The organism is Pseudomonas sp. NFIX10 (assembly GCF_900111955.1).
GTDB lineage: Bacteria > Pseudomonadota > Gammaproteobacteria > Pseudomonadales > Pseudomonadaceae > Aquipseudomonas > Aquipseudomonas fluorescens_AA.
Map to the genome: position 1 here is coordinate 121,166 of NZ_FOKH01000004.1, position 19,690 is coordinate 140,855.

Sequence of the window (19,690 nt, forward strand, 5' to 3'; positions counted from 1 at the left end):
CGCCACTTGGTCGGGGGATCGTTGCTCACAACATTACTTGTGCAGCGCCTTTTAGACCGAGCATTACACGCGCCTCATCGGGTGTGGCCACGTCCAGCGACAACTCGGCCAGAATGCGTTTGATCTTGTGTACTTGTTCTGCGTTTGAGGTCGCCAGTTGGCCTTTGCCCAGGAAAAGACTGTCCTCAAGTCCCACCCGTACATTCGCGCCCATGACGGCACCAACCGTGAGTAGCGGCATCTGATGACGCCCGGCCCCCAAGACTGACCAGTGATAGTTCCCGCGTCCGAACAGGCGGTCAGCGGTGTTGCGCACCATCGCCAGATTTTCCGGGTCAGGCCCCATCCCACCAAGAACTCCGAATATCGATTGAATAAATATCGGCGGCTTTATCAAGCCCTGTTCGACAAAATGTGCAAGGTTGTATAGATGGCCGATGTCATAGCATTCGAATTCGAAACGGGTACCACAACCCTCTCCCAACTCCAGCAAAATTCGTTTGATGTCGCGAAAGGTGTTACGGAAGATTATGTCTTCGGTGCCCTCTATATAGGGCCGCTCCCATTCGTGACGCCAATGTTTGATTTTCGTGGCAGCCGGATGAATGGAGAAATTCATCGACCCCATATTGAGCGACGCCATTTCGGGTTTGGCCAAAAGTGGGAAGGCGAGCCTCTGTTCCAGTGTCATACTGGTGCTGCCCCCGGTGGTAATGTTCACCACGGCGTTGGTCCTGGCCAAAATATCCGGTACGAACTCCTTAAATATCGCCGGGTCCGCCGAAGGGCGTCCGTCATGAGGGTCTCGTGCATGCAGGTGCAGGATGGCTGCTCCTGCCTCTGCGGCCTCGATCGACTGGGCGATGATCTGTTCAGGCGTGATCGGCAGGTACTCCGACATAGTCGGCGTATGGATGGCACCGGTAATCGCGCAGCTGATGATGGTTTTGTTCGACATGAGGTTCCCTCAGGCTAGGCGATAGCCAGATGCGGCTGCTCGTTGCGCAGCCTGCTGACGATTTCATCGAAAAGTGCCGGCAGGAGTTCACCATCCTGAACGACGCCGAAGACGTAGTGATCCGGCCGCACCAGAGCGGCTACGCAGTTGTGTCGTGAGAACCATGCGCTCACTACACCATCGCGCTCGATGAAACCGTAGTCCTGATCGGCTGGCAGCATCGAATTGGCAGCATGGTTGATGACACGCACGATGCGAAGATTGATGTAAGAAACCGAATCCTGGACAGTTGCCAATTGCGTGGTCGATACCGCTTGCGAGACAAATAGGCGAAACCCTGTGCCGGCGACATCGTCGAGCAATGTACCCTCCCCCGCCTGGCGGGGTTGTGGGAACAAAGTGCCGCGCGCCGCATGAGGCACTGCCGACAAAAAACCTTGCTCAAGTGCGGGCATCAAATCCTGACGTAATGTCGTGCGCAACGTGCCGCCCATTTCCGCGATGAGTTTTTCATCGCGCGCCAAAGCCTTCTGCTCGTCGCGCTCACAGATAAACTGGCCCAAGGATTTGATAGTTTGGGTCAGGCGTTGCACATGAGCACGGCGTTCGAGTTGGTAAGTATCGAGCAGGTCAGGTGAGGCATCACCCTGTAGCACCCGAGCCAGCTTCCACGCGACGTTGACAACGTCACGTATGCCTTGGCACATCCCTTGACCGAGGAATGGGGGCTGTTGATGAGCTGCGTCACCGGCAAGGAACACTCGATCCTTGCGCCAAGTATGTGCCACCAAGGCATGGAAACGATATGCAGAGCAACGCCATAACCTCGCCTGCCCCGGCTTGACCCACCGCTCGAGAAGTTTCCATACGTGGTCATCTTGCACCATCAATGCCGGGTCTTCACTTTCGTGCAACATGATTTCCCAACGCCGGTGGTTACCGGGGCCCACCACGTAAGTGGCCGGGCGGCTGGGCTCGCAATACTGCACGTTCACGTCGGGGAGCTCGGCCAGTGCCGCTGGCTCCACCTTGACATCGACGACCAGCCAAGGCTCGTCAAAATCGAGGTCGTCCAACGGTATTGCACAGAGCCGCCGCACGGTACTGTTAGCGCCATCACAACCGAGTACGAAACGCGCGTTTTCTACACTGCTGCCGTTTTTGTCGCGGACCTCGAGCGTTACATGCTGCGCGTGTTGCGAAATTGCAGTCACCTCGCTCCCAAGCCGCACTGTCACGCTGTCATGTTGCAAGGCGTGATTTCGTAACGCTTCCTCCACTGGAGGCTGAGTGAACGATAAATTGGGTGGCCAGCCCATTACGAACGGTGGCGGTGCCGCGTCAAGCCTCTTGATGATTGGTCCGCGCACCCCGCGATATTCAGAAGGCGGATAGGGGGCCACGTGCGGAAGTACCGCATCCAGCACGCCAATTTCCTGGAAAACACGCATGATCTCGTGGTCTAGCGCGATAGCTCGTGGCTTGTCGTAGACCGTATCCAGCCGATCCAGGACCAATGTATTGAGCCCAGCACGTCCAAACAGGTTAGCCGCCACCGCGCCCGATGGCCCAAAACCCACGATAGCTACGTCATACATGATTTACGTCCGCCTGGTCCGCTTTTGCTAACCGGTTACGCATACTTTCACGCCACTCTTTCTGAGTGGCGAAGCCAGGAAGCGAGCGACACAGCGCTTCAGTTCTTGCCAGGATCTCGTCGTTGGGCTGAGTCAGGTCGAGGTCGCCGCGGCAAGGCTGTGGGGTATACCAAGGGCTATCGACGAACAACTCAAGCGGATTACCTTCGGGATCTTTGAGGTATAGAGACCAGGCATTGCCATGGTCGATCTGCATGAGGTCCTCATAACCCGAGGCGCAGAGCCGCTGAAAACACAAACGCAAGTCGTCCAGGCTTTGAACTGCGAAGGAAATCTGGTTGATCGGGTTGTAAGTGGCATCAGCGGGTCTGCCTTCAATCAGTACGAACTGATGATGATCGTCACAACTTTTAGTCAGAAAGACGATTCGTTGACCATTGAATCGAACACCGCGATCACTGGGTTGGAACCCAAAGAATCTGACGTAGAAGTCCTCCATTTTTTCAAGGTCGATCGCATTTACACCAAAGTGTTCAAAGCGGGTTTGCGGGAGTATGGACATAGGGGCGCCTCTGCGCTGGGTTATAGACAGTACGCTTATGCGTTTTTGAAGGGTTCGAGGTCGATCGCCGCCGTTTCATCCAGCACTGGATTGACAAGCGTACCGACCCTCGGGATGTCGATTTCCACCACGTCTCCGTCGCGTAGAAAACAGGGAGGACTTTGGAATAATCCAACACCGGACGCCGTGCCGGTCACAAGCACGTCACCCGGCATCCAGTCGATAGCACGAGAGACATACGCGATCAGTTGCGCGATGTTGAAGACCATGTCGCCGAGGGAAAAAAATTGAACTTGCTTACCATTGACCCGAGTGCATACATGCAACGTATTTGGGTCGGTGATCTCGTCTCGGGTCACTAGCCATGGGCCAAAGGCACCGCTGGAGCGGAAATTCTTGCCCATGCCATAGAGGTGTGAGTGCTTCTGCCAGTCCCGCACGCTTGCCTCGTTGAAGCAGGCATATCCCGCCACGTGCTCCATTGCACGGTCCTCGGGAATGTGCCCACCCCCCTTGCCGATAACCACGGCGAGTTCACCTTCGTAGTCCAATTGCTCGGAAACCAAGGGACGTAGCAATGGACGGCCATGAGCATTGAGCGTTTGCGCATGACGATGGAATATCACAGGCTGCGCCGGAACCGGTTTACCCACCTCCTCAGCATGGGACTTGAAATTCAAGCCAAGGCAAATAATTTTTCCGGCATCGGGAATGACCGGCAGCAGAGTGCAATTGCCGATATCGAAGTCCACTTTCCCAGCACGTATCAAACGGCTGGCTTCGGCAAATCCATCAATGGCGAGAAACTCGCGCAAGGTTCTGGCGTGACCTATCTTGCCGGTCAGGTCGAACACTGATGTACCGACCACAGCCCCAAATCCTTTGCTGTCATTGCGTTCAAAACTGATAAGTTTCATATGGTCCCCCTTCACGTGGTCCAACCGTAATTGCTTAGGGGAATGGCACAAAGATAGTAAAATCGCCGTCCTGATCACCAATGGTTATCACATCAGCTACTTAACTGGCTGGGGAGCTCCTATGAAACTGCATCAGCTTCGCGATTTCGTCTCAATTGCACATTCAGGCGGCATTCGCGCTGCCTCGCGCGCATTGCAACTGACCCAGCCGGCGTTGTCGAAAAGCATCCAGAGCCTCGAGGAAGAACTGGGTATGCCGCTGTTTGAACGTACCGCGCGTGGCTCGACACTGAATGCCTACGGGGTTGCATTTCTTGCGCGGGCAGAGGCGGCTATCCGGGAGTTGGCACGCGGCAGAGAGGAGCTGGATCAAATGCGCGGGGCCACGGGAGGCAGCGTAACCATGGCGGCGTCCAGCGTTGCGTCACTCATGTTCTTGAGTGCGGCACTCGATCACTTCCGAAAACAATTTCCAGATGCCGTGGTAAAAGTGATGGAAGGCACCTTTCCCATAATCCAGCGCGGTATTCGTGATGGCACGCTCGACTTCGCCGTCGGACCGATGCCAGCATCGTTCGCGCCTGACGAGTTTGTTGTGGAGCCACTCTTCGCGAATACCCGTTGTGTCGTCGCACGGCGTAACCACCCACTCAGAAGCGCACATTCATTGCGTGAACTTCTCGATGAGAAGTGGATAGTCACGGGCGCGGTAGGTCCTCGGGACGCCGAGTTCAATGAAATTTTCTCGCAATACGGCTTGCGTGTTCCTACGGTCTCAGTACGTTGCGAATCCTTAATTGCGCTGCTCTGCTTGCTAGCCAGCAGCGATGCGCTTGCCTTCCTTCCAACGCAGTGGGTTGAATCGTCCTTGACGCAGCAGGTTTTAATGCGGCTGCAAGTAAACGAGCCAGTCGGAGGACCGGCGACTTGTATTATTCAGCGTCCGGGGATGCCGCTAACGCCGGCAGCAGAAGCACTCGCAATGGCATTTCGGCGTGAGGCAGAGTTTTATTCCAGAGGGCGAAACTGGCAGGAAGCACCATTGCGCTGAATGACCAATTTCGAGTTTGCAAGAGCGTTATAGGGGCGGCTGGACTGGTTCAGACCGAGTTCTGCACATACGCCCCCACTTGTTCGATTATAAATCTGCAGGGTGCAACCAATTTTACAAGTAATCATCTGTACGATGGCCAAGCCCAAGCTTTGCGCGTTCTGGGCGTGGATGCGCAGGATTGCCAAGGGTGTACGCAGTTCGTGGCCGGCGTCGGCGATGAAGCGGCGCTCGCGCTCCAATAGATCATCCACCTGATCCAACAGGCGGTTGAGCGCGGTCGGTCTCGTGGGCCTGTTGCCAACGGTGGCGGGCATGGCGGGTATACCGTTCAGAAATGGCGCGCTGGGCCGGGATATTCAGCAGCCGGCACCAGGATGAGCGCGTAGTCGATAGACCGACCAACTGGGGGCACATTTCGATTGTTGGAAACTGTGCCCCAGAGAACGCCCCCCTTCACTCTCGTCGCAGGAGCGTATGGGGAGCGACGCCAAAGGCCTTGCGAAAAGCGTGGCTGAAATGAGAGAAGTCGGAGAAACCGAAATCCAGCGCCGCCTGAGAAATACTGCGGACTTGACCGCGCTCAATAGCGTCGCGGCTGGCGAGCAATCGCGCCTTCCAGATTTCCGCGACCGGCGATTTCTGATGACGGGCGAAAGCACGCGTCACCGTGCGTGTGGAGACATGATGGGCTTGAGCGATGCGTTCGAGCGACAGGTCCGCCTCGGTCAAGTACTGGTGGATGTAATTCATGATCCGGCCATGCAGATCCAACTCGTCATGAGTCTGCTTTAAATCCTGGAGTTCCAGGCTGACCACCAGAAGGTCGAGCAAGGTGCTGGAGTAACGACTGGATACTGCTGCGTTATGGAAGACTGAAGGCATACTCGCGGCTTGGCGTAACATCTCGCGTAACGGAATCACCCCTGGGCGACGATCATCCAGAACCATCGCGGTGCAATCCGCTATGCCCGGCAGCCGCTGGCTGAGCAGTTGTCGCGGAATGCGGACAAGGTGGTTATCGGTACCACCGAAGCTGAACCTGAACGGTTGGGATGCGTCATAAAGAAACAGATCGTCCGCCGCCAGTTTCGTCCGTCGGTCAGCCTGCTCCAGTTCGCCATAACCGCTCCTGGTGAAGCCCAACCACAAATCGTCATTGGGATCACTGCGCAGGTGCTGGGCGGACCGCTCCCAATAATGCAAGGGTGCGGATAACGTGCAGATGTCCAACGCGCCCATGCTATGGACCTCCATCGCCCCGTCAAAATCGCTCTGCGCCAGCAGTTTGCTGTCTGCGTCCAGGCAGTGGTGACAAACCACCTCTTTCCAGTAATCGAACCGGAGAGGGGCCGTAACGGCAAGCGTTGAATACTGACAGGTCTGGCTCATTGCATTCACCTCGCGGCGGCGTTTCAACAAGAAAAGCGGGGTAACGTTTTTGCGAGCCAAGCAATTAGCAGGCCATTGCCATTGCGTCATTCCCGCGGTCAGACACCTTGGAAGACAGCCGCCTGCGCGTTACATAGGTCGATCCTTCCAACACTCCCCATGCCACTTCTCGGGGCGCCTCGCCCTCTTGTTCCACAAGCCCCGCACCATTGCTGCGCGCTGAGATGCCGGCCTTTTTTTACCTGTCCTTTTTAACCAAACGGTTGTCCATTCGAGCCAAGCACGTTGCATCCCCCCTGGATAATTTTTACTCCACGCCGTGTCCCTACAAGCACGAATGATGAGGTGTCTCATGCATCCACAAGAACAGCAGCGACTGTCCGATTCATCCTGGTTTTTACAGAGATGGGACATGGCACCCGAAGAGTTCGCCACTTACCTGGTGCTGCTCGGAACCTTGGTGCTGCAACGCCGATGGAGTGGTACCCACCGCAAAACAACGACATCCACTGGGATGTAGAACAGCGAACCGTCCGTTTGAGACGGAAATAAAGGAGCCCCCCATGGAATCTGCAATCGATAAACACCTCAAATGTCCCCGGACTTTGTCCCGTCGTGTTCACGACGATTACCAGCCACCCTTCCCGATGTATGTGGGGCGAGCCGACGAAAACGTGAAGCAAGTGGTGATGGCTTACCTCGGGGTGCAATTTCGCGACGAGCAACGCGCCGCCGCCCTGCAAGCCATGCGCTACATTGACGCAAGCTTTGCCCTCGCCGATGGCCCAGGGAATCACGACCTGACCTACCACCTCGACAATCAGGGTTATGGAAACTTCATCGCCGTGGGCTACTGGCGTGATCCCGCCGCCTATCACCGATGGCTACTTTCAGCGCCCGTGGCCGATTGGTGGGGCGACGATGCGCGCCTGAACGAGGGATTGGGGTATTTCCGCGAAGTCATCGCACCACGTGCCGAGCAATTCGAGACGCTGTATGCATTCAAGGACGATTTGCCAGGTGTCGGTGCGATCATGGACGGCATCAGCGGCGAGATCGAGGAGCACGGCTACTGGGGCTCGGCGCGCGACCGCTTTGCTATCTCGCAGACCGACTGGATGCAGCCGACCAGCGAACTACACGTCATTTCAGGCGACCCCGCCAAGGGCGGCAGGGTCGTGGTACGCGGCCACGACAACCTGACACTGATCCGCTCCGGACAAGACTGGGTCGAAGCCGGCGAGGAAGAGCGTGCGCTCTACTTCAACGAGATGCTGCCGCCACTGCAAGACGGCATGAACTTTCTGCGTGACGAAGGGCAGGCGCTGGGCTGCTATAGCAACCGCTTCGTACGCAATGTCGACTTGGATGGCAATCTCCTCGACATCGCCTATGACATCGGTCACTGGCGATCGCTCGACAAACTGGAACGCTGGGCAGAATCCCACCCCACTCATTTACGTATTTTCACCACGTTCTTCCGAGTGATCGGAGGCCTTTCGAAGCTGCGGCTGTATCACGAGGTCTCGGTAGCGGACGGTAGCCAGCAACTGTTCGAGTACATCAACTGCCACCCGCAGACCGGGATGATGCGCGACGCGCAAGTGTCGCCCACCTGACTCCATCGCTGACTCCACTTTTAGCCCTGCGCGTCGCCTGATGGGCGCTAGCGGGGCTCTTTTTGCCCGAAAAAAGGATCTCCGATCATGAAACAGTTCCGCTACCTGTCGCTTGTCGCCCTCCTCCCCAGCCTTTCTTCCCACGCGCTCGAGGTGGATCCTGGCGATTACGAGCCGCTCCCCGTGGGAGCGACCATCGGCGTGGTCTACTACCAGCACGCCACCACGGACAGTGCCTATGCCCAAGGGCACAAGACCAGCTCCGATTTCAACCTGACTTCCGATGTCGGCATTCTGCGTCTGCTGCACGTCTATCAGTTGAGCGAGCGGCTGACCATCGAGCCTCAATTCCTGTTGCCCTTCGGTCATGTCTCGGGCGGCGGTGACGCGTCTGGTCTAGGCGACGCCAGCGGCATCGGCGACCTCATTCTCACTGCGCCGCTCAAGTACCGTCTCAACGACGCCAACGACACCCTCGGTGCGACCGCCTACTTGTACGTGCCGACTGGCAACTATGACAAAGACGACGCGCTCAACCTTGGCGAGAACCGTTGGAAGGTTGATCTCCAGGGCGCTTACGTCAAGCACTTCACGGAGAAGTGGGCCATCGACCTCGTCGGTGACGCCATCTGGTACGGGGACAACAACGACTTCGGCGCCAGCTCCGCCCGCCGGGAGCAGGACGTTTCCTACGGCGCTCAGTTAATGGGGCGCTACATGCCCGACGAGACCAGTGCGCTGGCTATCGGCTTCGGCCACAGCTGGGGCGGGGAAAACCAGGTCGATGGTGTCAACCAGGACGACAGGATGGAAACCACCAACTTTCGCGTCACGGCCAGAAAGTTTTTCACCGCCAAGGACCAACTCCAAGTGCAACTTGGACGCGACCTTGCGGTGGAGAACGGCCCCAAGGAGAACTTTCGCATGAACCTGCGCTACGTCAGGGTCTTTTAGAGCCACCCGTTTCTACCACCCGTTGTCCTGATCAACCAAGCGTGTGCCCAACAACGCGACAGTTGGCTAACGAGATGCTTCTCACCCGAAACGGAGTAACCCGACAATGACCGACCAGCAACCCACCACGGAACAACAACCCTCCCTCTATACCCGTCTTGGCGGCTATGACGCGATCTATCAGTTCGCAGGCGCAGTGTTGAGAAAAACAATGGGACACCCCGCCATCGGGCACATCTGGGCCCATATGTCGGAATCGACGTTCCAAAAAGAACACATCAATTTTGTCGATTTCCTTTCCGAGCACTGGGGTGGAAGCGCCAAATACAGGGGGAGAGACATGGTCACCGCGCATCGCGGGATGGGGCTGACCGAGGTGCACTGGCAAGCCGTGCTCGATTGTCTCGAGGCGTGCTACGACGACTACGCTCTGGCCCCGGACCTGCGCAAAGAGGTCAATGACTTCCTCATCAAGTTCAAACCGGCGGTGATCGGGAGCCCCTCCTATCGGGACGTCGTACTCGCGCACCCGGAAATGGACCCCGCCAAAGGCATGAGAAGCGTTGGGGTTGTCTGGCCAAAACCAGGGAAGTCACCTCGGAAACAGACCACGCCTGAATCCGAAGACTAATGCCCTCGGCATGAGCCTGAGCCACAGCAATGAAGGGCTACCGTGGAGGGGCAAGCGAGTCCCGCTCAACCAAGCGACTGTCCTTCTCAGCCAAGCGCGGCTCAATCTGTGGCGATAGTTTGATACCAGCCCCGGCCACGGCTCGCACCGTGCCCGGGTATCCCCGAGATGACGTTTGAACAGACATTGCCAGCCCCTGCGGGTTGGCACAGGACACAGGACACCCCATGGCCATCATCCGCCCGACTCTCGAACACGTGCAGGATCTCGCCAGTCGCCTGCACATACAGCTGACACCCGAGCAAGCCAGCGAATACCTGGCGCTTATGCAGTCCAGTTTCGATGCCTACGACCTAGTCGATGAGTTACCTGATTTCATCCCTGCGGTGCGCTACGAGCGCAGTTCCGGTTATCGCCCTTCAAGCACGGAAAACCCGCTGAACGCTTGGTACTACAGAACTGAGGTGATGGGCGCCAGTTCGGGCAAGCTTGCCGGCAAGACGGTCGCGCTCAAAGACAATATCTCTCTGGCCGGTGTCCCGATGATGAACGGCGCCGCACCACTGGAGGGTTTCGTACCGTCGTTTGATGCCACCGTGGTGACGCGTCTGCTCGACGCTGGCGCAACCATCCTCGGCAAAGCCACCTGCGAGCATTACTGCCTCTCCGGTGGTAGCCATACCTCGGACCCCGCGCCGGTGCACAACCCTTTTCGCCATGGTTTCACGACGGGCGGTTCGTCTTCGGGCAGCGCGGCGCTTGTGGCGACGGGCGCGGTCGACCTGGCTATCGGTGGCGACCAAGGCGGTTCCATCCGCATTCCCGCCGCATGGTGCGGCATTTATGGAATGAAACCTACCTGGGGTCTAGTGCCTTACACCGGAGTCATGGCGATCGAGTCCACCTTCGACCATGTCGGCCCCATGACGAACAACGTACGCGATAACGCGCTCATGCTCGAAGTGATGGCCGGCGCCGACGGGCTCGACCCTCGCCAGGCCGCCCCCAAGGTCGATGCCTATTGCGATTATCTGGAGCGAGGCGTGACCGGACTCCGGATCGGGATCCTCCAGGAAGGCTTCCAACTCGCCAACCAGGATCCACGTATCGCAGAAAAGGTGCGCAGCGCCATCGCCCAGCTGGAAGCTTTGGGCGCGCAGGTCGAGGAAGTATCGGTTCCCGAACACAACCTGGCGGGATCGTTATGGAACCCTATCGGCTGTGAAGGCCTGACCATGCAAATGATGCACGGCAATGGCGCGGGTTTTAACTGGAAGGGGCTTTACGACGTGGGCCTGCTGGACAAACAGGTCGGTTGGCGCGACCAGGCAAACGCATTGTCGCCATCACTCAAGCTCTGCATGTTCGTGGGCCAGTTCGGTCTGGAGCGCTACAACGGCCGCTACTACGCCAAGGCCCAGAACATAGCGCGCTTTGCCCGAGACGCCTATGACCGGGCGTTGCATACCTATGACCTGCTCGTCATGCCGACGGTGCCAATCACCGCCCAGCCGCTCCCGGAACCGGGCTCTTCAATCACCGAGACCGTCACGCGTGCGTTGGAGATGCTGGGCAATACGGCCGCTCAAGACATTACGGGGCACCCCGCCATGTCGATCCCTTGTGGCCTGGTGGACGGACTGCCCGTGGGGTTGATGTTAGTCGCAAAACATTATGCCGAAGGCACCCTCTATCAGGCTGCAGCCGCGTTCGAGGCTTCTGTTGATTGGCGGACGTTGTGAACCTGCGCATCGCATTGGCGAGCAAACACCGGCAAGTAGCACTGAAAGTGAGCATCAACTTCAGAGGAGCCAATACATGAGCCATACCCACGAACATCATCACGACCACGACCACACCGAGCCCCCCGAGGCCATCGCCCTGCGTGTCAAGGCACTCGAATCCCTGTTGATCGAAAAGGGCTTGGTCGACCCAGCCGCCATGGATGCTCTGGTGGACACTTACCAGCACAAGGTCGGCCCGCGCAACGGCGCTCAGGTGGTCGCCAAGGCCTGGTCCGACCCCGATTACAAACATCGGCTGCTGGAAGATGCCACCGCGGCCATTGCCGAACTGGGTTTTTCCGGCGTGCAGGGCGAAGACATGGTCGTGGTGGAGAACACCGCGACCGTGCACAACGTGACGGTCTGCACGCTGTGCTCCTGCTACCCCTGGCCGACCTTGGGTCTGCCACCCGTCTGGTACAAATCCGCGCCCTATCGGTCACGGATAGTCATCGATCCGCGCAGCGTGCTGGCCGAATTCGGTTTGATGATTCCCAATGACAAGGAAGTCCGCGTCTGGGACAGCAGTGCTGAGTTGCGCTATCTGGTATTGCCGGAACGTCCGGCCGGTACTGACGGCTGGAGCGAAGATCGACTGGTCGAGCTGGTGACGCGTGACGCCATGATTGGCACTGGCCTGCCGAAGACGCCGGGCGACGAAGCCTGACCCCGAGAAGGAGAAAACCATGAACGGTGTACACGACTTAGGCGGTATGCACGGTTTCGGCCCGGTGCTCACCGAAGAAAATGAACCCATTTTCCATCACGACTGGGAGCGCAGGATCTTTCCGCTGTTCGCCTCGCTCTTCGTCGGCGGACACTTCAATGTCGACGAGTTCCGCCATTCCATTGAACGCATGGAACCGGCTGAATACTTGCAATCGAGTTACTACGAGCACTGGCTGCACGCCTTCGAGACCCTGCTGCTGGAAAAAGGCGTGATCAGCACGGCCGAACTGCTGGGCACGGTCAAACCGACCTCACCGGCACAGCCCCCAACGGTGCTGACACCGGACATCGTCGAGGCGGTGGTGCTCGGAGGCGCCTCTTCCCGGGCGAAGGAACCCGTCCCTGGCCGCTTCCGGGTCGGTGACCGGGTGCGGACGAAGAACCTCAACCCAACCACCCACACCCGGCTGCCGCGCTACGCGCGCGGCAAGGTCGGGACCATCGAGATTGCACACGGCGCGTTTGCCACTCCGGACACGCTAGCCCACGGTCTCGGCGAACAACCCCAGCAGGTCTACGCCGTTCGCTTCAGTGCGACAGAACTGTGGGGAGTGGCGCGACCGGACAGTGTTTGCATAGATCTGTGGGACAACTATCTGGAGGCCGTATGAGCGCCAGCATGCGTCACATTCTCCCAATAGCCGGCCTGTCTCTCGACGAAGGCCCGGTATTCGACAAACCTTGGCAGGTCGAGGCCTTTTCCCTGCTGGTACACCTGCACCAAATCGGTCTGTTCCCCTGGGAGGACTGGGTGCAGGTATTCAGCGACGAGATCAAGGCTGCCCCGGCGCAACCCGGAGAAAGCGTCAACGACACTTACTACCGGCAGTGGCTCACAGCGTTGGAAAGAATGGTCACCACACTCGGTTTAACGGGCATGGAAGACATCACCCGCCGCACCGAGGAATGGCAGCAAGCTTACTTGAATACCCCCCATGGACAACCGGTCACGCTGCTCAATGCGAGTTGCCCACCAGCCCATGGAAACGGCCACGAACACCTGCCGCGGCACGAGCCGGTGGCGATCAGCCGGGCCACTAGCTGAGGCTGGAGTCGTCCTGTTTTTTTACTTTCGAGGTCGCGTAGCGGCCAAGGGGCAATCGCCATGCATATCGAACCTAACCTGGTGGAAGCTGGAAAACTCTGGCTGAGCTATGTCACTGCCGCAGGTGCCGGCGCCTACACCCTCAAACTCGCTGCCCAGGCCATGAGCGAGCGTGGTGCCTTCTCGTTGCTGGCTCGCACTGTCACTGCCACGGCCCTGGTATTCAGCTTCTTCGAGCTACTACCGCACCATCCCGTCGGCGTCTCCGAGGTCCATCTCATCCTCGGGTCAACGCTGTTTCTGCTGTTCGGCGCCGCACCTGCGGCAGCGGGTCTGGCCCTGGGGCTGCTGATCCAGGGTCTGTTCTTCGCGCCATTCGACCTGCCGCAATACGGCATGAACGTCACTACCCTCCTGGTACCGCTGTTCGCAGTTACCGCCCTGGCGAAACGCGTCATCGCGCCAAACACGCCGTATGTGGAGCTGAGCTATAGACAAGCGCTGGGGCTGTCGACCGCCTTCCAGGGGGGCATTGTCGCCTGGGTTGCCTTCTGGGCCTTCTACGGGCGAGGCTTCACAGCAGAAAATGCCCTGTCAATTCTGACCTTCGGCAGTGCCTACATGACCGTCGTCATCCTCGAACCGCTGTTGGACCTGGCCGTGCTGGCCGGCGCCAAGGCAACACATCGCCTGCGTGGTAGCACGCTGCTTGAACGCCGTTTGTACCAGGCCGCCTGAGTCGACAGACTCCTCCAGGCCAGACTGTCCCCGGGCATTCGAAGACCGTGATGCTCGGGGGCATCAAGAGCGAGAACCGCCCCGAAACCTCGTGAGCGAACCAGAGGTGTTTGATGTTTTTCAGAAATAGCACCCGCAAGGAATTGAAGCGGCTCGGCGACCGGCTGGAACAGCCCGACGGCGAAGAAATATCGATAGCGACGAAGGATCCATCACTGCGACGGGTACTGGCGGGCATCGAGCGCCTGCTCGCCGATCGCACGGCGCTCCGGGCCAGCGTGGTCGATCTTAATGCTGAACTGCAACGCCTCAAGCTTCAGTTGGGTGAATACGAAACGCGGTTGCATGATCAAGAACAACTTTGGCAATTGGCGGCAGGCGGGTCGGGTGAGCTGCTCTGGAAATTGCAGCTCGATGGCCGCCAACAGCCCGCACGCGATGCAGTACTGCAATGGTTCGGCAACCTGCCCACCCAAGCGGATCTCCCCGTCTGTCTAGGGCCCTGGAACGATTGCCTTCACCCTGACGACCGCCAGGCCAACCTGGATGCCTTGGCCCATCACCTTGCCGATCGCAGCGGGCATGCTCCCTACCAGGTGGAGGTGCGCCTCGCGAACCTCTCGGGAGAATACCGCTGGGTCCGGATCTGCGGCGAAACGCTCCGTGACGAACGGGGGCTGCCACAGATCAGCGTCGGTCTGCTGCGCGACATCCACACACAGCGCATGCAAGACGAAGAATTCGCGATGCTCTCGGCCCGCTTCGATATTTCCCGTGAATGCATCCAGGACGCACTCTGGGATATCAATATCGTCGCAGGCGATCCAGCCAATCCGCATAACGTCATCTGGTTCTCGTCACAGATGCGTCGCCTGCTCGGCTACGAAACCATCGAAGAGTTTCCCAATGTGTTCGAAAGCTGGCTGTCCCGCCTGCATCCCGAAGACAGCCAGCGTGCCGTGCAAGCGTTTGTCGAGCATGTCGCCGACCGCTCCGGCCGAACACCCTTCGATGTGACCTACCGCCTCAAGCACCGCAACGACGAGTACCGGTGGTTCAGAGGCAGAGGTCAGACCCAGCGAAGCAACGACGGCACGCCCTTACGTACAGTGGGGGCGATCACCGACGTGCACTCCCATCGCGAGGAAAGCCAGTTGCGCCAGACTCAGGAACGTCAGCATCAAGCGATGCAGGAAAACCTCGCCAAGCTGACGCAGATAGTCGCCGCCATCCAAAGCATCGCCAAACAGACCAACCTGTTGGCCTTGAACGCGGCGATAGAGGCAGCCAGAGCCGGTGAAGCCGGAAGGGGTTTCGCAGTGGTCGCCGACGAGGTCCGCAAGCTGGCCACCCGTACCAGCCAGGCCACCCAGCAGGCGGCCGACATGATCGAGAGGTACTGAGTTCAAGCTGCGCGTCCATTTTCATTACATTGAACGTGTGGCCTGCGCGTAAACCCGGGCCACACCGCAACTCAAACCAATTCAGCTAAAGAGGCCGGATTGAAGCCCTTCCGTTCCGCGTAATCGCCTCTTTCCACCTTGGCGACCCAATCCTTGTCACTCAGCAACGCACGCCCTACTGCGATCAGATCGAACTCTCCGCGCTCCATACGCTCTATGAGCCGATCCAGACTCGCAGGGATTGATCCCTTGCCGGCGAAGGCGTTAGTGACACCATTCTCCAGCCCAACCGAACCGACGCTGATGGTTGTGGCGCCAGTGACTTTCTTCGCCCAGCCCGCGCAGCTCAACCCGTTCTCACCGTCAGTTTCGGGAAACTCAGGCGGTCGGTGCGCAGATTGCTACCAGACAGAAAAACTGACCGATCAAATAGCCATGGGTCCTTGGATCTCAACAGTATCGAAGCCCAGTCGATTGGTTCGACCAGATCGCGGATAAGTGGTCAATGATGGTTCTGGCGGTACTTGATGACGGGCCGCATCGCTTTAACGCTATCAAACATCGCCTGGAGGGCGTCCCCCAGAAGGCACTTACCCAGTGCCTGCGGCGGCTGGAACGCAATGGTCTCGTCTCGCGCCAGATCATTTCGTTCTCGCCCGTGGCAGTGCAGTATGAGATCACCCCGCTGGGTCGAACATTGCAGCAGCCATTTCGCGAATTGCATAAATGGACGCTCGACAAACTGCCCGAGGTTGAAGCGGCCCGGTCGAAGTTTGACGAGGCCGCGGAGTTCAAGCTGGCGGAGTGATTCGGTTAGCCACCAAGCTACAAGGGATGCACACAGTTTCTGACCCATTTGTCCAAAATGGGCCGTCTAGAGCTTATGACTCCCCAACCCCAAATACCGCTGCGGTGCCACCTTGCGCAGTCGCGCCGCCAGAAACACACCCGCCAGCAAGGCCACGGGAATGATCGCGCAGAGGCCATATGACAAGGCCTTGCTGGCGCCGGTCAGCACATCGAAATGCACCACCGCAATGACCAGGACCGCCAGTAACGCCACGCAAGAAAAACCCGGGAAAATCCGCCCACGCCAGATCCCCAGCTTGAGTTCAGGGTGGCGCTGGGCAAAGACCCAGACCGCTGCGGAAGTCAGCGCCATCAGCAAAATCACGCACAGCGTCGCCAGGTTGGACAGCCAGGCGAACAGTTGCAGGATCGGATCGGCATCCATGGCGGCGAAAATCAGTACCACCACGGCGGAGATCAGGCTCTGCAATGCCGAGCCCATGTGCGGGCTCTGGTGGACGCGATGGGTGGTGCCCAACCGGCTGGGCAACAAACCGTCACGGCCGATGGCATAGAAGTAACGGGCCGCGGCATTGTGGAACGCCAGCAGCCCGGCATAGATACTGACCATGAACAGCACGCGGATGACCTGGGTCAGGTGCGGGCCGACAAAGTGATCGGACATGCCATAGATAAACGTCGTCAGGTCCTGCAAGGCCTGAAGCGTGGAGACGATTTTGTCCGCGCCCACGCCAATCACCATCGACCAGACCGACAGCGCGTAGAACCCGCCGATCAGCAAAACCGAACAGTAGGTGGCAATCGGGATCGTGCGTTGCGGGTTCCTGGCCTCCTCGCCATAGATGGTGGTGGCCTCGAAGCCGATGAACGCCGCAAAGCAGAACAGTAAGCCAATGGACGGCGTGCCGCTGAACACATGGCTGCGATCGAACGAATCGAGATTGATCCCACTGTCGCCTCCGGTCCTGAGAATGGCGAAATCCAGGAGCAGGATCGCCAGGTATTCGGCGATCACAATGACCGACAGCACCCGGGCCGACAGGTCGATCTTGCGATAGCCGAGAATCGCGATGCTCGCCATCGCCATCAGCGAGTACGACCACCAGGGCAATACCAGGCCGAAGACGCTTTCCATCGTGCCGCTGACCACGCCGCCGAACATGCCATACAGTCCGACTTGCAGGATGTTGTAGGCAAACATCGCCAGCACCCCCGCCGCGCCGCCGGCCAGGCCACCCAGGCCGCGAGAAGTGAAGGCATAGAAACCGCCGGCGTTGGTCACGTGCCGAGACATGGTGGTGTAGCCCACCGAAAATGCCAGTAACACCAGCAAGGCCAGGAGCAGCAACGCCGGTGTGCCGGCGCCGTTGCCCAGCATGATGCCGATGGGGAAACCGCCGGCGATGACGCTTAAGGGGCTCGCCGCCGAAACCACGAAGAAGATGATGAAGCCGACACCCAGGGCCCCACGTTTGAGCTCCGTGGAGCTATTGACCAGCAGAGGTACACTCATGTTTTCTTGACCTTATCGTATGAGGCAGACGCTGTAGGATCGGTGCAGTCAATCCCTGGCCGTCACCGGATGGCGTTATTGTTCGTGTCGCACGCTGGACTCGATCCTATGCCTGCCCCCGAACGCCCCATTAGCCCAAATCGGTCATCGGCGTGTTCCTCTCGAAAAAGCCAGCCGTCCAGTCGCTCTCGCCTTACTGCAAGGCGATACGCGCCGTCAGTTCCGACGCCGCGCCGGTGACCAGGTCGCACAGGTAGCCCTGCTGGAACGCATAAAACCGCTCGCTACGCCCCACCAGGGTCATGCTCCCGAGCACTCGGCGTTTTTCGTCGAAGACCGGTGCCGCGACGCCACTGCGCCCCGGGTACAGCTCGCTTTCACTGATGCAGTAGCCTTGCTTGCGGATGGCAAGCAGCCCCTTGGTGAACGGTTTCCACGCCAACCCCTGATGCAACTCTTCGGCGGGCTTCGCATGGACGTCGTAGATGCGGCGGATCTGGCGCGGCAGCAGATAGGCCAACACGACCCGAGCGGTCGCGCTGTGAAAAAGATCGATCGGCCGCCCCCGGTCGCCACCCACGGGGCCGGCGTCGGAACCCCGCTGGATCAGCACGTTGACCACTGAGTCGCCATGCCATTCGCTGACCAGTGCGTCCAGGCCCGTGTCGGCCACCAGTTTGTCCACCAGGCCCCGGCTGCAGGCCAGCAATGGGTCATAGTGAGCCATCTGATGCTCCAGCGTGACGATCCGTGGGCCGAGTGCGTAGCCGCGGGGCAATCGCTTCAAGAAACCCGCGTCGCCGAGTTCGCGCAGATAACGATAGGCGGTGGCGGGCGTGTAGCCGAGCTCCTGACAAATCACGTCCACATCGATGACCGGCTGTTCAGGGCGGAACAAGTCGAAGACCCTGAGCAGGCGGCGAAGGCTATTCATTTTTTCGACATCCTTGTGCAGGCCAGCCCGCCCGCTGCCGGGTGCAGCGGGCAAAGGCTCAAGCAAGGGCGCAACCGCTGATGGCAGCGCGCGCGGTTTGGGACGGCAACTCTGCGAACAGCACCTGGTACTCCGCCGCAAAATGGCTGAGGTGATAGAAGCCCCACTGGGCCGCGGCATCGCCAATCGAAAGATGCGTCGCGGGGGTGGACATCAGGGTGCGGCGCACACCGTTCAGCCTCACGGAGCGCAGGTAATTGACTGGCGTCGTCTCGGTCACCGAGCGGAAGCTGTTCTGCACCGTACGCCGACTGACCTGGAGTCGCTGGCACAACTCGTCCACGCTGGGCACGTTGTTCAATTGCGCGGTCGCCAGTTGGTGGCATTTTTCGACAATGTAGCTGCGCGTGGAACTTGGCGTGCGCTGCTGTTTGTCGCAGGCGGGGTCGGTCATCAATTGCAGCAGCTCGCCGAGCATGGTCTGTTCCAGCGCCAGTTCCCGGTCTTGCGCATTGTCGAGTTCTTCACTCAAGAGCGCCTGGGAGAACGCCGCCAGCATTCGACGGCGAGCCTCGGCATAACGTTGAGAGGACACCTTGATCACCGGCTGACGCAGTAACTGAGCGATTTCCTTGGCCGACGCGGTTCGCGCCAACGCATCTTCGAACAACTCCCGCTCGAAGGTGATCGCCAGCAGTTCCATGCCCAGCGGCATATGGAACATGAATTCCTCGCCACCATGAAGAAAGAACAGGCTGCTGTCGTCCACTTCCCGCCCTTGCATCCGGATCGAACCCGGGACGGTGATCGGCACGGCGAAACACATCTTGCCCCGTGGGGCCACGCCGTGCTGCACGACACGCTGGTTGATCTGCTCGCGAAACACGTGGCAGCGGGCCGTCGTCAACTGGATAAGTGAGCTCTCAGCCGTACCAGCGGTCAACTGGTTGTAATCCTGGCTCCACTCCTGGACGGTGGCGGCGTGGACATGGATATCGTGGAAATGGCTGATGTTCTGGTTTTTCATGATGACGAAAGCCTCGGCCGATATT

The 19,690-nt window shown here is 58.9% G+C and carries 17 protein-coding genes and 6 pseudogenes; 13 read left to right on the top strand and 10 right to left on the bottom strand.

Going from position 1 to position 19,690, the window contains the following annotated elements; genetic code table 11:
* Nucleotides 1-25 precede the first annotated feature (25 nt).
* Genes BM321_RS05325 through BM321_RS05340 form a run of 4 tightly spaced genes read right to left on the bottom strand, consistent with a single transcriptional unit; the run spans nucleotide 26 to nucleotide 4,035 of the window.
* Nucleotides 26-958, bottom strand: a complete 933-nt coding sequence (locus tag BM321_RS05325; protein WP_092441783.1) for a 3,5-dioxohexanoate:acetyl-CoA acetone transferase — start codon at nucleotides 956-958, stop codon at nucleotides 26-28.
* Between the two features lie 14 nt (nucleotides 959-972).
* Nucleotides 973-2,556 carry a bifunctional 3-(3-hydroxy-phenyl)propionate/3-hydroxycinnamic acid hydroxylase MhpA gene (locus tag BM321_RS05330; RefSeq protein ID WP_092441784.1) on the bottom strand — a complete coding sequence of 528 codons (1,584 nt, stop codon included), beginning with the start codon at nucleotides 2,554-2,556 and terminating at the stop codon, nucleotides 973-975.
* Entirely contained in the window at nucleotides 2,549-3,118 is a 570-nt protein-coding gene (locus tag BM321_RS05335; RefSeq protein WP_092441785.1) for a VOC family protein, read from the bottom strand. Before BM321_RS05335 ends, BM321_RS05330 begins: the two co-directional genes overlap by 8 nt.
* Nucleotides 3,119-3,153: 35 nt before the next feature.
* Nucleotides 3,154-4,035, bottom strand: a complete 882-nt coding sequence (locus BM321_RS05340; RefSeq protein WP_092441786.1) for a fumarylacetoacetate hydrolase family protein — start codon at nucleotides 4,033-4,035, stop codon at nucleotides 3,154-3,156.
* 121 nt (nucleotides 4,036-4,156) lie between these two features.
* On the opposite strand from BM321_RS05340, the gene BM321_RS05345 reads away from it, so the two are divergent.
* Nucleotides 4,157-5,086, top strand: a complete 930-nt coding sequence (locus BM321_RS05345) for a LysR substrate-binding domain-containing protein (RefSeq protein WP_092441787.1) — start codon at nucleotides 4,157-4,159, stop codon at nucleotides 5,084-5,086.
* A gap of 149 nt (nucleotides 5,087-5,235) precedes the next feature.
* Here BM321_RS05345 and BM321_RS31190 read toward each other — a convergent pair.
* Nucleotides 5,236-5,367, bottom strand: a pseudogene (locus tag BM321_RS31190) (histidine kinase dimerization/phospho-acceptor domain-containing protein); the annotation flags it as partial.
* Between BM321_RS31190 and BM321_RS31195 the strand changes: the two are divergent.
* Nucleotides 5,363-5,461 (top strand): annotated as a pseudogene (locus BM321_RS31195) (sulfatase); the annotation flags it as partial. The pseudogenes BM321_RS31190 and BM321_RS31195 overlap by 5 nt on opposite strands.
* Before the next feature lie 81 nt (nucleotides 5,462-5,542).
* Here the strand turns inward: BM321_RS31195 and BM321_RS05360 are convergent.
* Complete coding sequence (locus BM321_RS05360) at nucleotides 5,543-6,478, bottom strand: AraC-like ligand-binding domain-containing protein (RefSeq protein ID WP_092441789.1); 936 nt, start codon at nucleotides 6,476-6,478, stop codon at nucleotides 5,543-5,545.
* A gap of 563 nt (nucleotides 6,479-7,041) precedes the next feature.
* On the opposite strand from BM321_RS05360, the gene BM321_RS05365 reads away from it, so the two are divergent.
* From BM321_RS05365 to BM321_RS31200, 10 genes and pseudogenes are all read left to right on the top strand, one after another.
* Nucleotides 7,042-8,097: an aliphatic aldoxime dehydratase gene (locus tag BM321_RS05365; protein ID WP_092441790.1), complete on the top strand. Its 1,056-nt coding sequence runs from the start codon at nucleotides 7,042-7,044 to the stop codon at nucleotides 8,095-8,097.
* 87 nt (nucleotides 8,098-8,184) lie between these two features.
* Nucleotides 8,185-9,051 (top strand): transporter, encoded by an 867-nt coding sequence (locus tag BM321_RS05370; protein WP_092441791.1) that lies wholly within the window; start codon nucleotides 8,185-8,187, stop codon nucleotides 9,049-9,051.
* Between the two features lie 106 nt (nucleotides 9,052-9,157).
* On the top strand, nucleotides 9,158-9,682 hold the full coding sequence (locus BM321_RS05375; protein WP_092441792.1) for a group I truncated hemoglobin: 525 nt from the start codon (nucleotides 9,158-9,160) through the stop codon (nucleotides 9,680-9,682).
* Nucleotides 9,683-9,909: 227 nt separating this feature from the next.
* Nucleotides 9,910-11,424 (top strand): amidase, encoded by a 1,515-nt coding sequence (locus BM321_RS05380; RefSeq protein WP_092441793.1) that lies wholly within the window; start codon nucleotides 9,910-9,912, stop codon nucleotides 11,422-11,424.
* Nucleotides 11,425-11,500: 76 nt separating this feature from the next.
* Nucleotides 11,501-12,133 (top strand): nitrile hydratase subunit alpha, encoded by a 633-nt coding sequence (nthA, locus tag BM321_RS05385; protein WP_092441794.1) that lies wholly within the window; start codon nucleotides 11,501-11,503, stop codon nucleotides 12,131-12,133.
* 19 nt (nucleotides 12,134-12,152) lie between these two features.
* Entirely contained in the window at nucleotides 12,153-12,806 is a 654-nt protein-coding gene (gene nthB / locus BM321_RS05390) for a nitrile hydratase subunit beta (protein WP_092441795.1), read from the top strand.
* A gap of 8 nt (nucleotides 12,807-12,814) precedes the next feature.
* Nucleotides 12,815-13,240, top strand: a complete 426-nt coding sequence (locus BM321_RS05395; protein ID WP_256573374.1) for a nitrile hydratase accessory protein — start codon at nucleotides 12,815-12,817, stop codon at nucleotides 13,238-13,240.
* A 60-nt stretch (nucleotides 13,241-13,300) separates the two neighbouring features.
* The gene (locus BM321_RS05400; protein WP_092326447.1) at nucleotides 13,301-13,978 is read left to right on the top strand and encodes an energy-coupling factor ABC transporter permease; all 678 of its coding nucleotides are present in this window, start codon (nucleotides 13,301-13,303) and stop codon (nucleotides 13,976-13,978) included.
* Between the two features lie 113 nt (nucleotides 13,979-14,091).
* Nucleotides 14,092-15,084 (top strand): annotated as a pseudogene (locus BM321_RS05405) (PAS domain-containing protein); the annotation flags it as partial.
* An 81-nt stretch (nucleotides 15,085-15,165) separates the two neighbouring features.
* Nucleotides 15,166-15,375, top strand: a pseudogene (locus BM321_RS31200) (methyl-accepting chemotaxis protein); the annotation flags it as partial.
* A 77-nt stretch (nucleotides 15,376-15,452) separates the two neighbouring features.
* On the opposite strand, the pseudogene BM321_RS05410 reads toward BM321_RS31200, so the two are convergent.
* Nucleotides 15,453-15,764 (bottom strand): annotated as a pseudogene (locus BM321_RS05410) (12-oxophytodienoate reductase); the annotation flags it as partial.
* A 95-nt stretch (nucleotides 15,765-15,859) separates the two neighbouring features.
* Here BM321_RS05410 and BM321_RS05415 point away from each other — a divergent pair.
* Nucleotides 15,860-16,189: pseudogene (locus BM321_RS05415) on the top strand (winged helix-turn-helix transcriptional regulator); the annotation flags it as partial.
* A 66-nt stretch (nucleotides 16,190-16,255) separates the two neighbouring features.
* On the opposite strand, the gene BM321_RS05420 reads toward BM321_RS05415, so the two are convergent.
* The 3 genes from BM321_RS05420 to BM321_RS05430 all read right to left on the bottom strand — a co-directional run bounded on the left by BM321_RS05420 (nucleotide 16,256) and on the right by BM321_RS05430 (nucleotide 19,665).
* Nucleotides 16,256-17,704, bottom strand: coding sequence for an APC family permease (locus BM321_RS05420; protein ID WP_092441798.1), 1,449 nt, complete (start codon nucleotides 17,702-17,704; stop codon nucleotides 16,256-16,258).
* A gap of 193 nt (nucleotides 17,705-17,897) precedes the next feature.
* Nucleotides 17,898-18,638 carry an IclR family transcriptional regulator gene (locus BM321_RS05425; RefSeq protein WP_092441799.1) on the bottom strand — a complete coding sequence of 247 codons (741 nt, stop codon included), beginning with the start codon at nucleotides 18,636-18,638 and terminating at the stop codon, nucleotides 17,898-17,900.
* 58 nt (nucleotides 18,639-18,696) lie between these two features.
* A complete protein-coding gene (locus BM321_RS05430; protein WP_092441800.1) occupies nucleotides 18,697-19,665 on the bottom strand; it encodes a helix-turn-helix domain-containing protein in 969 nt (322 codons plus the stop codon).
* Nucleotides 19,666-19,690: the final 25 nt, after the last annotated feature.

Excerpts from the sequence above, each read along its gene's own strand:
- BM321_RS05360 (WP_092441789.1), bottom strand. The coding sequence starts at position 6,478 with ATGAGCCAGACCTGTCAGTATTCAACGCTTGCCGTTACGGCCCCTCTC.
- BM321_RS05400 (WP_092326447.1), top strand. The coding sequence starts at position 13,301 with ATGCATATCGAACCTAACCTGGTGGAAGCTGGAAAACTCTGGCTGAGC.
- BM321_RS05420 (WP_092441798.1), bottom strand. The coding sequence starts at position 17,704 with ATGAGTGTACCTCTGCTGGTCAATAGCTCCACGGAGCTCAAACGTGGG.
- BM321_RS05375 (WP_092441792.1), top strand. The coding sequence starts at position 9,158 with ATGACCGACCAGCAACCCACCACGGAACAACAACCCTCCCTCTATACC.
- BM321_RS05365 (WP_092441790.1), top strand. The coding sequence starts at position 7,042 with ATGGAATCTGCAATCGATAAACACCTCAAATGTCCCCGGACTTTGTCC.
- nthB (WP_092441795.1), top strand. The coding sequence starts at position 12,153 with ATGAACGGTGTACACGACTTAGGCGGTATGCACGGTTTCGGCCCGGTG.
- BM321_RS05340 (WP_092441786.1), bottom strand. The coding sequence starts at position 4,035 with ATGAAACTTATCAGTTTTGAACGCAATGACAGCAAAGGATTTGGGGCT.
- BM321_RS05335 (WP_092441785.1), bottom strand. The coding sequence starts at position 3,118 with ATGTCCATACTCCCGCAAACCCGCTTTGAACACTTTGGTGTAAATGCG.
- BM321_RS05345 (WP_092441787.1), top strand. The coding sequence starts at position 4,157 with ATGAAACTGCATCAGCTTCGCGATTTCGTCTCAATTGCACATTCAGGC.
- BM321_RS05380 (WP_092441793.1), top strand. The coding sequence starts at position 9,910 with ATGGCCATCATCCGCCCGACTCTCGAACACGTGCAGGATCTCGCCAGT.
- BM321_RS05330 (WP_092441784.1), bottom strand. The coding sequence starts at position 2,556 with ATGTATGACGTAGCTATCGTGGGTTTTGGGCCATCGGGCGCGGTGGCG.
- nthA (WP_092441794.1), top strand. The coding sequence starts at position 11,501 with ATGAGCCATACCCACGAACATCATCACGACCACGACCACACCGAGCCC.
- BM321_RS05425 (WP_092441799.1), bottom strand. The coding sequence starts at position 18,638 with ATGAATAGCCTTCGCCGCCTGCTCAGGGTCTTCGACTTGTTCCGCCCT.
- BM321_RS05430 (WP_092441800.1), bottom strand. The coding sequence starts at position 19,665 with ATGAAAAACCAGAACATCAGCCATTTCCACGATATCCATGTCCACGCC.
- BM321_RS05395 (WP_256573374.1), top strand. The coding sequence starts at position 12,815 with ATGCGTCACATTCTCCCAATAGCCGGCCTGTCTCTCGACGAAGGCCCG.
- BM321_RS05370 (WP_092441791.1), top strand. The coding sequence starts at position 8,185 with ATGAAACAGTTCCGCTACCTGTCGCTTGTCGCCCTCCTCCCCAGCCTT.
- BM321_RS05325 (WP_092441783.1), bottom strand. The coding sequence starts at position 958 with ATGTCGAACAAAACCATCATCAGCTGCGCGATTACCGGTGCCATCCAT.